The organism is Phaeodactylibacter xiamenensis (genome assembly GCF_000759025.1).
GTDB classification, from domain to species: Bacteria; Bacteroidota; Bacteroidia; order Chitinophagales; family Saprospiraceae; genus Phaeodactylibacter; species Phaeodactylibacter xiamenensis.
This window is the reverse complement of record NZ_JPOS01000081.1, coordinates 69,855-84,151: the sequence shown is the minus strand read 5'-3', so window position 1 is coordinate 84,151 and position 14,297 is coordinate 69,855. Positions and strand designations below refer to the sequence as shown.

The window sequence follows — 14,297 nt, the reverse complement described above, 5'->3', positions numbered from 1 at the left end:
AATAAAAGTCAAGCTACGTCATTCTGGCAGCATTTACCACATGGTATCGGTTTTGCTGTTTAAAGAGCGAACCATGACCATGACTAATGAGCGAAGCACAGTATAAAAATCAGAAATTTCAGAATACCCTCCGGGCAGGCGCCTTATTCATCAGTATGCTGGCATTGATGCTTGGGCTGGGTTATACCCTTTTGGGATTTACCGGTCTGCTTTGGGCAGGTGCCTTCGGGCTCATCACTTTGGGGATGAGCACAAGGGTATCGAGCCAGATGATAATGCGTTTTCATGGAGGTCGGCCATTGCATCCCCAACAGGCGCCTCAGCTTTCGAGGCTGCTTCAGCAACTCGCTCAGCGAGCGGGTCTCCCGGCTACTCCGAAGCTATACTATGTGCCCAACAACAGCCTGAATGCCTTTGCTACCGGTAGCAAAAAAGACCCTGCCATCGCCATTACCCACGGTTTGCTCTCCACAATGGACCTCAGGGGGCTCTCTGGTATTTTAGCTCATGAAATCAGCCACATCCGAAATAATGACCTGCAATTGAAGTCGATGGTCAAACTGTTTAGCCGGTATACCCGGTTTTTCTCCCTGTTTGGACAAATATTGCTTTTCATCAATCTCCCCCTTTTCTTCATGGGAGAAGCGACCGTTTCGTGGATGGCTATAGCCCTGCTGCTCCTGGCACCCACGCTCGTGACACTCATGGTACAGGCTTTTTCCCGCAGCCGCGAGTACGACGCCGACTTGGAGGCCGCCCGGCTGACCGGAGACCCGAATGCATTAGCAGATGCACTGGAGACACTCGACTACTACAATAAAGGCGGCTGGCTGGCCCGTTTTCAGTCACCCCGTGGCATTAAAGTCCCTACAATTCTCAGCTCCCACCCCAAGATAAAGGACAGGGTAAAACGGCTGCGTGAACTTGCGCCGCGATTTGTGCCCCGGTTTGACTGGGCAAGCTGGCAGCCTACACGCTGGCAGATGATTTGATTAGATCAGCTATTGGCAGACACTATTATTTTTCCCACATCTCTGACCGCTGTGTGATTAGAGCCGGAGTAATTATTAGGTTTGATTTGCATTGAAAAACCACGGCGAAGTGCTACAGGTGTTAATGGTAAATACCATCTACGATCAGGAAATTTGTGAGCATTAAAGTAATATTGGCGTCATTTCTTTTTTTATTCATCTATTAATCGTAAGAAGCAATAAAAATTGAGTAAAAATTAGAGGTATTCAATCTACACAAATTATATTTACAATCCTAAATTTAGTTCTAGGTAACTACCAACTTTGAAATACCAAACTCTATTTACTACTGTTAACCAAGAGTTACAATGGTCGTTTACGGTGATGGTTGTCCCTGGTCTATTATGAAGTATTTAGTTAAATGTTTTTTTAATCCAATTTGTTATGAAAAAATTCTACACATTATTTGTTTGTTTGTTCTCTATGACGCTGGCCTTTGGTCAGTTGGAAGGCACCTGGCTGTTAGCCCCTACTGCTACTTCCTTGGCTGTTGGACCAGCGGAAAATGATTTTTCATGGTGGTCAATCGGAGATAACGGTCCTTCTGACCGTCCTTGCCTGTTTGACGATCAGTTTGTCTTTAACGCAGATGGCTCCTTTGAGAACATTATGCAGGGCTCAACTTGGCTGGAAGGATGGCAGACCACGGGCGAACAAGGTTGTGACACGCCAGTAGCTCCCCACGATGGTTCTAATGATGCTACATGGACGGATAATGGCGACGGTACCCTTACCCTTAATGGCGTAGGTGCGCACCTGGGCCTGCCGAAAGTGCACAACAATGGGGAGCTTAATGATCCTGCTAACGCTCCTGAATCTATCACCTACCAATTTATACTTGATGGTGATAACCTGATCGTCGACATCGACTTCGGTGGTGGTTACTGGCATTACGAATTCGTAAGAGGGATATCCAGTACAGACGAGCTCGTTGCTGACCAATTCCGTATTTTCCCTAACCCAGCTACCAACCAGGTTCATATTTCTTCTGATGAGTCACTGGACATGATCACAATCCGTGATATCACAGGAAAAGTAGTAAAGGTACAGATGAACCCATCTATGAACCAGGTGCTGGATGTATCTGACCTGGCTAGCGGTCTCTACATCGTAGAGTCTCGCAGAGGCAACCAAATTTCTGTTGAGAAGTTGGCGATCCAGTAAAATACTGAGGTAGAGACGGATCGTATCCGCCTCCCTGTTAGATTAATTATAGTTCTCCAAGGCAGGATTTGTGCAAAGTTGACGCAGGTATTTTTTTCGCTCGCAAGGCGAAAAACGCAGGCATCCGTACGGACGGCGAGGCTTTTCAACGCAGCGAGCGGAAAAAAGAGCAAGTCAAAATGCATTAATCTCGCCTTGGAGAACTATAAGTGCAATAGAGGTTTCTTCGGGGCCTCTATTGTGCTTTTTTGCACTATGGGAACGTAGTAATTACACAGGATCATAGAATTAGGCTCAAAGAGTAAATACTCCTAAATGGCTAGGTACAAGCTTTCAAGGTAATTGTTTTCAGTTTATCAAAGCCTTAACAAACCGGCTTTGCTCCTCCCCACTCGGCAATCGGTCTGTGCAAATTCAACTTGATTTTCTCAAAGTTGTGTAACTTTAAGGGCTGGATTGCAGTATATACTGAAAACGGATAATCCCATACCAGGCAAACCGGAAGTTTGCCATACTGTAACATAATCCTATGAGAAACTATTTACTCCTCGCCTGCCTTGGAATTGTACTGCCTGTATTCGGGCAGATTAGCTTCCTTGACTCTACCATTTACCTCGATAATGTCGGTTTGCTTTCCGGGACGCCTATGGCTGCCGCTGATATGAATGGAGACGGCTTGCAGGACCTTGTGATCCTTGACAACCGTCAGGAACTCTATATTGAATACCAGCAGGCTAACACGCCGTTTTTTAGCGGCTTTTACGTTCAGTCCCTGAACAACCCCTCCAATGGCATCGCAGTAGGTGATGTAGATGGCAATGGTTACAATGATATTCTGACCGGCGGTTCTTACAATGCCCTGCGGTTATTTTTGGCCAATGATGATGGCACCGATTACACGGCATTAGTCATCGACCCTGGTAATTATTTCTTACAGGGCACCAATATGGCTGACATGGATAATGACGGCGACCTCGACCTTTTCGCAGCCCATCAGGATGGGCTTAGCGCTCCTTTCCGCAACCTCGGGAATAATGTATTCTCCCTGGATTATAACCTGATCAACCCTATTTCAAGTGTCCCCTCGGACAACTCGGGAAATTACGGTACCGTTTGGACGGATTACAACAACGATGGCGCATCCGACCTCTACATCTCCAAGTACCGCCTCGGCGTAACTGATGCCACTGACGGCCGGCGCCTCAATTTGCTCTTCCGCAATGACGATGATGATGACTTCACCGAAGTGGCTGCCTTTGCAGGACTGCTCCCGATGGGGCAGAGTATTTCCACTGCATTTGGCGACATTGATAACGATGGCGACTATGATGCTTTCGTGATCAACCATGATATCCCCAACGCCCTCTACCGCAATAACGGCAACGGCACTTTTACCAACATCACCAGCAATAGCAATATACCGGAAGCTTTAGCCGGAACGGGCCTGGGCGTGCAGGCGATTTTTACTGACTTTGACAATGACGGGCGCCTGGACCTGCTCTACACGTCTATCGGAGCCAGCCACGCCATACTACGCAATCAGGGCAATTCTACTTTCGTAAGAGTCAATAATGCGATCCCTACCCCGGGCAGAATCCACAGTGCGGTGGTTGGGGATTTCAATGCAGATGGCTTTGTGGATATATACGCGGGCTACGGCCTGGGCTTCAATCAAACCGGTACTCAGCCAGACAAACTGCTGATCAATGCCGGGAACAACAATCACTACGTGGAGGTCGCCCTCAAGGGCACGGACGCCAATCCCAATGGCGTAGGAGCAAGAGTCGAAATCTACGGGCCATGGGGGCGACAGGTCCGCGAAATCCGGAGCGGCGAAGGCTACGGCATCCACTGCGGGCTGCGGGCGCACTTCGGTTTGGGAGCAAGTACAACCCTCGATAGTATCATCGTACGCTGGCCAAACGGCAATATTGATCATTTGGAAGACCCGGATGCGGATACGCTTTATCAGATTACCGAAGGTGAGTTTTGCCAGGCTCAGGCCGATTTTTCCTTTCAGGTTACAGGACTGACCGCCAGCTTTCAGGGGCAGGGCGACACGGGGACCAATCAGTATTTTTGGGACTTCAGCGATGGGGCACAGGATACCGGCGCGACGGTGGTCCACACCTTTCCCATTACCGGCACCTTCACGGCCTGCCTGACCACTGTCGGGGATTGCGGAAGTACTACCGTTTGCAAGCAGCTACAGACCTCCTGCACCCCTCCGGAAGTATTCTTTGCCCACAACAACAACGGGCTGGAAGTCAGCTTCCAGGATTTCTCCTTCGGCATGCCCAATGAATGGATATGGGACTTCGGCGATGGCAATTCCTCCGGACAGCAAAACCCTACCCACTCCTACAGCGAGCCAGGCAACTACTTTGTCTGCCTGGTAGTGCTCAACAATTGCGGCAACGCATCCACCTGCGAGCTGGTACAGGTCAACTGCGGCGATGTGGAAGCTGATTTTGACTTCGCTGATGACGATCTAAGCGTCGCCTTCACCGATGGCTCCAGTGCCGGCACGAATAGCTGGTCCTGGGATTTCGGAGATGGCAATGCCTCAGACAGCCAAAACCCTCAGCATACCTATGATGCGCCGGGCACCTACCAGGTTTGCCTTTCCGTGGACGGCGCTTGCGGAACGGATACATCGTGCAGGAATGTAGCTGTTACCTGCCCGCCTCCGGCTGCCGCCTTCACAATCGAAATCACAGACCTGGCAGTTTTCGTGGAGGATCAAAGCGCTAACTTCCCAGACTCCTGGTCCTGGGATTTCGGGGATGGCACCACCGCCAACGGGCCAGCTTTATTCCATAATTACGATGCCCCGGGGATTTATGAAATCTGTCTCAGCATAGAGAATATATGTGGCAACTCAGCAATCTGTGATACGGTTTCAGTCAGCTGCCTGCCTCCACAGGCCGGCTTCACCTATGAGTCAGACAATCTGCTGGTCAGCTTTCAGGACAATTCCAATGGCGGTGTTCAACAGTGGGCCTGGGTCATTGACGGGCAGGATACCCTTACCGGCCCTTCTCCTGAATACCTTTTCCCTGGTTCCGGCAGCTATGAAGTCTGCCTGATTGCATCAAGTGTGTGCGGCAGCGATGTGATCTGCGAGACTATTGAGCTGGACTGTAGCAATGCGCCCCTTGGCTTCAGCGTTGACCTGGATGGCCTTGAAGCTACTTTTACCGATACCTCATTCGTCCAGGCCAACAGTTGGTTTTGGCAGGTCAACGGTCAAGGCGTTGGCGGGGGGAGCAGTTTCAGCTTCACCTTTCCGAGTACGGGAGTATTCGAAGTTTGCCTGCAATCCAATGGCCCCTGCGGGCTTTTAAGCACCTGCACGACCATTGACATTGCCTGCCTTCCGCCCAGCGCCACTTTTGCTGGTTCTGCGAATGGGCTTTCTTACACCTTCACGGCCAACCTGCCCGGTACCGCCACTGTCTGGTCCTGGGATTTTGGGGATGGGAACAGCGCTACGCAAGCCAACGCCATGCACACCTACTCCTCTCCCGGCACCTACGAAATCTGCCTCACTGCAACCAACGAATGCGGCGTGAGCGATATCGTTTGCCAAACCGAATCCGTTGGTTGCCCGGCACCTAATGCTGCTTTTGAGCAGGTATCTAATCTGCTTAGCGTTTCCTTTTTTGATGCCTCTTCCAATAACCCCGCGCAGTGGGGCTGGGACTTTGGCGACGGCAACACCTCCACCCAGCAGAACCCTTCCCATACCTACGGGTCTACCGGTACTTACGAGGTTTGCCTGACGACCAGCAGTATCTGCGGTTCTGATGAGTTTTGTGCTCCTGTAATTATCGACTGCCCGGAGCCACAAGCCAGTTTTGAAGTTCAAGTTGATGAACTCACCATTGCCCTCACCGACCTGAGCCCCAACACCCCTACCGAATGGGACTGGGATTTTGGAGATGGCGGCAGTAGCACCATACCCAATCCGACGTACACCTTCAATGCGCCGGGCACCTATACCATCTGCCTCATCAGCAGCAATACCTGCGGCAGTAATCAGTCCTGCCAGCAGATCGCTGTCAGCTGTGCAGCACCGGACCCTGCTTTTACCAATACCGCAGATGAGCTGCTGGTGAACTTTCAGGATAATACCACGAATGCGCCCACCAACTGGTCATGGACCTTTGGAGATGGGAATGGGTCTGCCCAGCAAAACCCGGCGCACAGCTACGCTGCTCCCGGCACTTATGAAGTCTGCCTGACTGCCGAAAGCATTTGCGGCTCCAATACGGCCTGCTCTCAGGTCACCGTGTCCTGCAATGCGCCCCAACCTATATTTGCAGTACAGGAAGATGAACTTTCGGTATCTTTCACTGATGCCAGCACCAACAACCCCACGAGCTGGTTCTGGACCTTTGGGGATGGAAATTCCGCAACCGGGCCGAACCCGGTGCACACCTATAGTCAGCCCGGAACCTACACTGTTTGCCTGGAAGCCAGCAGCCTTTGTGGCAGTGCCACTGACTGTGAAACCGTGCAGGTAAGCTGTGCAGCGCCTCAGGCACAGTTTTCCTTCCAGCCCAACGAACTGGAGGTGGCTTTCACCGATGCCTCAACGGCTGATCCGGCCAGCTGGGCCTGGGATTTTGGAGACGGCACAACTTCCACCCTGTCCGACCCCACGCATGCCTACGGTGCCCCCGGGACCTACACCGTTTGCTTAACGGTTGGCAGTGTATGCGGCACTACAGAATCCTGCCAGACCATCTCCGTGAGCTGCGCCGCGCCTGAGGCTGATTTCGAATACACCCCCAATCAGCTTAACCTCATCTTCGCGGATGCCAGCACCAATAATCCCACCTCCTGGTCCTGGAATTTCGGAGATGGCACCACCAGCGACCTGGAGAACCCCGCACATACTTTCCCCGAACCGGGCATCTACACCGTTTGCCTGTCCGTCAGCAGTATTTGCGGGACTTCACAGACTTGCCAAACCATCGGCATCACCTGCAATGCTCCCCAGTCCAATTTCACTTACATGAATTCAGAGCTTGCCGTAGACTTTACCGATGTTTCCACCAATATTCCGAGCACCTGGTTTTGGACCTTTGGGGATGGCAACAGCAGTACTGCACAAAACCCCACCCATACCTTTAATAGCCCAGGCAACTACCTGGTCTGCCTGCAGGCTTCCAGTGTTTGCGGGTCTACCCAGCGCTGTGAGCTCATCACCGTAAGCTGCACGCCACCTCAGGCTGACTTCGGCTTCACCGCTGACGAACTTCTGGCCACTTTCCTGGACAGCTCTACCACCGATGCAGTCGCCTGGCTATGGACATTCGGTGACGGTCAAAGCAGCACCCAACAGGCTCCTATGCATACGTATGCCCAACCCGGCTCCTACCAGGTCTGCCTCACCGCCAGCAGCATTTGCGGCAGCACCCAGTTTTGTGATTCCATAACGGTGACTTGCTCCCCGCCCTGGGTCAACTACAACTGGATTGGAGAAGATGGCACCGTGAGCTTTTTCCAACTGGCCGACAACACCGTCACAGACTGGAGCTGGGATTTTGGAGATGGGAATACCTCCGGTATACCCAATCCCATTCATACCTATGAGCAGTCTGGGTTCTATCCGGTCTGCCTGACCGCTACCGACCTCTGCGGCAGCAATACCTACTGTGATACCATTGAAGTCGTGATTGTGAGTACCCTAGAGCCCGGGAGTGAACAGGTAAGGCTTTTCCCCAATCCGGCGAATGAGGTAGCCTGGCTCGTCGTGCCCGGGCTGACTGAAGGGCAGGTAGTGCTGTATACGCTGCAGGGGCAGGAAGCCGCGCGTTGGGTACTGACCGGATCAGAACTGCGTATCCCATTGACGCCCTACCCTGCCGGCACTTATTTACTGAGAGTGGAGACAACAAACTACTTCTGGCAGGAGCGGTTGTTAAAGCTACGATGAAAAAAGTAAAACGAATCCTGAAATGGGTGCTGATCAGCCTCGGCGGGCTGACGGTGCTCCTGTTACTATTGATAGCAGGGGCTGACCGGTTTCTAAGTTACGAAAAGGGTGCCCGCTGGCTGTACAGTAAGGTAGAACAGCCTTTAATTATCAAATTCACGCCCGATGAGGTACGCTACCTGCAAATTGGCGACACCACCAAGACGCCCTTATTGCTTATCCACGGTGCGCCGGGTGGGCTGTTCGACTGGCTGGCCATCGCTAAGCGGGACCGGATTTACGAGCAATACTATCTCCTCATCCCGGAGCGCCCCGGTTACGGCGGCACTCGCCCCAAGAGAGCCGAGCCCTCTGTTACGGCACAAGGCCAGGCGCTGCTCCCCATTCTCAGGGCCCAGTCCAAACCTGTTGTGGTTGTCGGGCATAGTTACGGAGCGCCGGTTGCGGTGACACTTGGGGCATTGGCACCGGAGCGTATACAACATATTTATGGGATTTCCGGTGCTTATGACCCGGAACTGGAAGTGACCTTCGGTATCTCCTACTGTATCAATTTCCAGCTTTTCCGGTACCTGCTCCCCTGCCCGATTTGGGTTTCCAATGTAGAAAAGCTGGGGCACCCGCAGGCGCTCCGGGAAGCCCTGCCCCTGTTTCAGTCTGTGATGGTGCCCACGACCCTCATTCATGGCACCGCCGACACCCTTGTCCCTTTTGAGAATTCGACCTATTTACAGGCGTTGCTGCCTTTCCAAACACCCCTTATTGCACTGCCCGGGCAGGAACACCCAGTGCATGTGATGCTGCCGGACTATTTCGTCAGCCTTCTGCTCGGTGAAGAGCCGGCAGCTCCGGATGCAGGAGGCTAATGGCCTGCCCATCAAGGCTTGAGCCAATCAGGCGACCCAAAGCAACACGGGAGCCTCAGCCCATGGCTTAAACCTTTGGCCACATAGAAACCCCTGCATTCCATTTTAAAAATCAAAAAGTCAGAAAATTCTAACTGAGTAAAAGCAAAAATTAAAGTAAAACATAGTTCGATAGGAATCCCCAAGAGCTTGCTACCTTTAGCCCAACGTAAAACCACAGACTTATGACCACTTCCCTTTCTGAGCACGGCCCCCGATTTTCCCGTATCGTTTTTGGCGTTATGAAATGGGGGCTTTGGGGGCATCAGCTCAACACCCGGGACATGCTGCGCCTGATTGAAGAAAGTGTGGCTTATGGAGTGACCACTTTCGACCACGCGGATATCTATGGCAACTACACCACCGAAGCGGAATTTGGTGAGGCGCTGAAGCTTCAGCCAAGCCTTCGGGACAAAATACAGCTGGTGACCAAATGCGGCATCAAAATGCAGGTGCCACAGCGGCCCCACCACCGCATCAAGTCGTACGATACCAGCCCGGAGCACATCCGCGCCTCCGTAGACCGGTCTCTGCGCAATTTGAACACAGACTACATTGACCTCCTGCTCATCCACCGGCCCAGCCCCTTGATGGACGCTGATTTGATTGCCGGGGAGTTCGAATATCTGAAGAAGGAAGGGAAGGTGCGCTATTTTGGGGTATCTAATTTCACGCGCGCGCAGTTTGACTTGCTCAACAGCCGTTTTCCACTCGTCACCAATCAGGTAGAAGCCTCCCTATTCCACCTGCCCCCCTTCACCGATGGCACCCTCGATCAGTGCCAGCAGCACCGGATCCGACCTATGGCATGGTCGCCACTGGGTGGAGGTAGCATCTTCAGCGCTTCGCCGGATGAGCAAGCGCAACGCATTCTTAGCACTGCACAGGCGATCATCGAAAGACGGGAACAAGATATCAGAGTAGATCAGCTGCTGCTGGCCTGGCTGATGCGGCACCCTTCCGGTATACTGCCCGTGGTGGGCACTGCTCGTATAGAACGCCTCAAGGCAGCAGCCGATGCAACACATATCATGCTAAGCCGGGAGGAATGGTTTGAACTGTTGCAGGCTTCCACCGGATCAGAAGTCGCATAGCTTCCTACAACAAGAAACCCTGCCTCCGAAGAGACAGGGTTCCATCCAATTGTAGCTCAAAAAATACGTAGTATGAAACCTGATTTTTGGTTTACTGCTTGATCAGGCGTACCACCATCAGGCGGCTGCCAGACTGAACCATAGCGACGTAAACGCCGGGGTTCAAATTAGAAGCATCCACATTCAACTGCGTGCTCAGTGGCTGCCAGGTCCTAACAACCTGACCGGAAGCATTATAAAGGATCACCTCGTCCATAATAGCTGGTGCAGTAATGGTAAAGTTATCGTGGCCCGGGTTCGGGAAGGCCTTAGCCACACCGAGTTCAGGGGCATTCGTACTGCTAGGATCAGCATCGTAGTAATAGACGTTGTCCAGGTAAACCGTGGACCCTCCTGCCGGCAGAGAAGAAATGATAAACTGTGAGACATCATCCTGATTCATGCCCTCAAAGTCGACCAGTGGAATATCCAGGCTGACCCATTCTTCCTGCGCCAGTTCAAACGGGATTTCAAACTCGGTATCGTTGCCGCCACCGAAGCCGTCTCCACCGAAGTCGACCAGCTTTATTCGGAAAGTGGTGCTGTTAGGCGACCAGAAATCCACGTGCAGGTGCGTCATTTCTGTAGACACCAAATCGATGGCGTTGGGGCCAACCGTTTCTATACCGGCAAAATCAAGCGCGGTATACAATTTAGTTGGGTTGCCTTCGATCTCGATATCCTCCAGGTTCGCTGCGCTCCAGGTTGTCAGCCAGGTATCTACCGGTACATCGGCATAGGCGTCGCTGAACATAGAAATCACAAATGCGGGGTCAACAGTAGGTGTTGGAGCAGGCTCCATTGGCGTAGGATCCTCTCCTGTGGTGGTGGTTCCGGTGAAGATGATATCATCCCAGTAATAGGTAACGTCTTCTGCCGGAGAAGTACCAAAGTCGAAGAAAATGGACAGCTTGTTATAAACAGCCTCATAATCGAGCGCCGGTGTCCCCCCCGCGTTGTTCTTGAATTCAAACTCCAGTGTTTGCCATGCACCAGCCTCTGTGGTTGGCGTCTCTGTCTCTACGGATACTGCTGCATCCATAGAATTCTCCACCTTCAGGCGGACCGGAATATCGGCAGCAGGTGACCACACCCGCACAGAAATGATAGTCGCTTCATCCGTGAAAGGGATGGCGGAGGCAAAACCAGGATCGTTGGGCGTGCCGCCCAGGTTTTCGGAAAGTGTAGTGCCGGCCCAGGTTTCCGCGCCTGCCATCTTCACGGTCTCCACCACCATATTGCCTGCAGCTTCCGGATCTTCTACAATGGTAGAGGATGTGCCGCCGAAGTCAATAGTGTTGTACAGTACTTCAGGGTCATCAAAGGTTACAGGCAAGTCCATTTGGTTGCCAGTCTGTACTTCCTGCTTGTAGAAATACAGGTTGTCCAGATAAATGGTGCTCGCCCCGGCTGGCACTGCTGAAAGCACAAGCTGAGAAACATCATCCTGGTTCATGCCCTCAAAGTCTGTTAGAGGAATGTCCAGGCTTACCCATGATCCGAGCGTGAAGTTCTCAAATGGAATCTCGAAGTTGGTGTCATTACCACCACCGAAGCCGTCTCCACCGAAATCGACCATGTTGATCCGGAAAGTCGTGGCATTTGGTGTCCACACATCCACGTGCAGGTGGGTCATCTCGGCTGCGACCAGGTCAATGGCGTTGTCATCCAGCATCTCAATGCCGGCAAAGTCCAGGTTGGTGTACAGTTTCGTTGGATTGCCTTCGATTTCGATATCTTCCAGTCCTGCATTACTCCAAACGGCCAGGAAAGTATTCACAGGCACATCCGTATAAGCATCGCTGAACAGGGAAATCACGTTGGTAGCGTCTTCGGTTGGCGTTGGTGCAGCTACCATCGGCTCCTGACTTCCGGTAGTCGTACCGGTAAAGATGACATCGTCCCAGTAGTAGGTCACATCCTCCATGGGGGACGTGCCGAAGTCGAAGAAGATGGACAGCTTGTCGTACATCGCTGCATAATCAATGGCTGGTGTGCCATCCACTTGATTCTTAAATTCAAACTCCAGCGTCTGCCATGCTCCGGCTGCGGTGGTATTGGCTTCGGTTTCTACAAATATGCCGGCGTCCAGTGAAGACTCCACCTTCAGTCGAACGGGAATACCAGCTGCCGGTGACCAAACCCGAACGGAAATTATACTTTCTGCGAAGGAGAATGGGATGGCGCTGGCAAAACCAGGGTCATTTGGCGTGCCGCCGAGGTTCTCAGACAGGGTCGTTCCTGCCCAGATTTCTGCGCCAGCCATTTTTACGGTCTGTACAACGGTATTGCCTGCGTTCTCAGGGTCTTCCACCAGCATAGAGGAAGTGCCACCAAAATCGATTGTGCTGTAGAGCACGTTGTCTTCATCGAATGTCACCGGCAGATCCATCTGCGCAGGGGGCGTAACGCCCTGGTAGAAATACAGGTTATCCAGATAAATGGTGCTCGCCCCGGCTGGCACTGCTGAAAGCACAAGCTGAGAAACATCGGTCTGATTCATCCCCATAAAGTCCGTCAGCGGAATATCCAGGCTGACCCATTGGCCAGGGGTGAAGTTCTCAAACGGCAGGTTGAAGTTGGTATCATTGCCACCACCGAAGCCGTCGCCACCGAAATCGACCATATTGACACGGAAAGTCGTCGCATTGGGTGTCCAAACATCCACATGCAGATGGGTCATGCCGGCTGCAACGAGGTCAAGGGCATTGTCATCCAGCATTTCAATACCCGCAAAGTCCAGGTTGGTGTACAGTTTGGTAGGATTGCCTTCGATTTCGATGTCTTCCAAACCGGCATTGCTCCACACCGCCAGGAAGGTATTTACTGGTACGTCTGTGTAGGCATCACTGAACAGGGAAATTACATTGGCAGGATCTTCAGTTGGGGTTGGCGCAGCGGTCATAGGAGTCGTACCGCCAACAGTAGTCGTGCCGGTAAAGATGACATCGTCCCAGTAGTAGGTTGCATCTGCAGCCGGAGAAGTACCAAAGTCGAAGAAGATGGACAACTTGTCATACATCGCGGCGTAGTCGATAGCGGGAGTACCGTCTACCTGATTCTTAAACTCAAACTCCAGCGTCTGCCAGGCGCCGGCAACTGTAGTGGTGTCTTCGGTTTCCACAAAAATACCGGCGTCCATGGAGTTCTCTACCTTCAGGCGGACCGGAACATCAGCTACGGGCGACCAAACGCGTACAGAAATTACGCTTTCCGCAAAGGAGAAAGGGATCGCACTTGCGAAACCGGGATCGTTGGGCGTACCGCCGAGGTTTTCAGACAGGGTTGTACCTGCCCAGATTTCAGCGCCAGCCATTTTTACGGTCTGCACTACGGTATTGCCTGCATTTTCAGGATCTTCAACCAGCATAGAAGTGGTGCCGCCAAAGTCAATCGTACTGTACAACACGTTGTCTTCATCGAATGTCACCGGCAGGTCCATCTGAGCCGGGGGCAGCACGCCCGCGTAAAAGAACAGATTGTCCAGGTAAATGGTAGCCTCGCCAGCCGGTACCGCAGATAGGACCAACTGAGAAACATCCGTCTGATTCATACCCATAAAGTCAGTCAGTGGGATATCCAGACTGACCCACTCGCCCTGCGTGAAGTTCTCAAACGGCAGGTTGAAGTTGGTGTCATTACCACCACCAAAGCCGTCTCCACCAAAGTCGACCATGTTGATGCGGAAAGTCGTGGCATTCGGTGTCCATACATCAACGTGTAGGTGTGTCATGCCAGTTGCAACCAGGTCTAATGCGTTATCGTCAAGCATTTCGATACCCGCGAAGTCCAGATTTGTGTAGAGCTTGGCCGCATTGCCATCGACCTGTACATCTGATACCATACCGGCACTCCAGGGGGCTGCGTACGTATTCACAGGAACATCTGTATAGGCATCGCTAAACAAAGAAATCACATCCCCTGCATCCTGTGTAGGCGTAGGGGCAGCCACTGTGGGCTCAGATTGCGCCATGCCCCAAAACGGGATCAGGCACAACAGGAGGAAAGTAAATTTTTTCATAGTCTCATACGTTTTTTAAGTCCAATTGGAAAGTTTAGTTAAGGAAAAGAAGTTGCTGCGGGCCATTGGTTAGGCAGCCCGCAGCAGCTGATTAGC

The 14,297-nt window shown here is 52.2% G+C and carries 6 protein-coding genes; 5 read left to right on the top strand and 1 reads right to left on the bottom strand.

Annotated features, from left to right (window positions below):
* Positions 1 to 86 precede the first annotated feature (86 nt).
* From IX84_RS21655 to IX84_RS21635, 5 genes are all read left to right on the top strand, one after another.
* Positions 87 to 992, top strand: a complete 906-nt coding sequence (locus tag IX84_RS21655) for a zinc metalloprotease HtpX (protein WP_044225736.1) — start codon at positions 87 to 89, stop codon at positions 990 to 992.
* Between the two features lie 423 nt (positions 993 to 1,415).
* Positions 1,416 to 2,195, top strand: a complete 780-nt coding sequence (locus tag IX84_RS21650) for a T9SS type A sorting domain-containing protein (RefSeq protein ID WP_081968878.1) — start codon at positions 1,416 to 1,418, stop codon at positions 2,193 to 2,195.
* A gap of 529 nt (positions 2,196 to 2,724) precedes the next feature.
* Positions 2,725 to 8,142 (top strand): PKD domain-containing protein, encoded by a 5,418-nt coding sequence (locus tag IX84_RS34180; protein WP_044225731.1) that lies wholly within the window; start codon positions 2,725 to 2,727, stop codon positions 8,140 to 8,142.
* Positions 8,139 to 9,008 carry an alpha/beta fold hydrolase gene (locus IX84_RS21640; protein ID WP_044225728.1) on the top strand — a complete coding sequence of 290 codons (870 nt, stop codon included), beginning with the start codon at positions 8,139 to 8,141 and terminating at the stop codon, positions 9,006 to 9,008. The genes IX84_RS34180 and IX84_RS21640 overlap by 4 nt, the downstream gene beginning before the upstream one ends.
* 224 nt (positions 9,009 to 9,232) lie before the next feature.
* The gene (locus tag IX84_RS21635) at positions 9,233 to 10,141 is read left to right on the top strand and encodes an aldo/keto reductase (RefSeq protein ID WP_044225724.1); all 909 of its coding nucleotides are present in this window, start codon (positions 9,233 to 9,235) and stop codon (positions 10,139 to 10,141) included.
* Between the two features lie 91 nt (positions 10,142 to 10,232).
* Here IX84_RS21635 and IX84_RS21630 read toward each other — a convergent pair whose 3' ends face one another.
* Positions 10,233 to 14,201 carry a T9SS type A sorting domain-containing protein gene (locus IX84_RS21630; protein ID WP_044225721.1) on the bottom strand — a complete coding sequence of 1,323 codons (3,969 nt, stop codon included), beginning with the start codon at positions 14,199 to 14,201 and terminating at the stop codon, positions 10,233 to 10,235.
* Positions 14,202 to 14,297 lie beyond the last annotated feature (96 nt).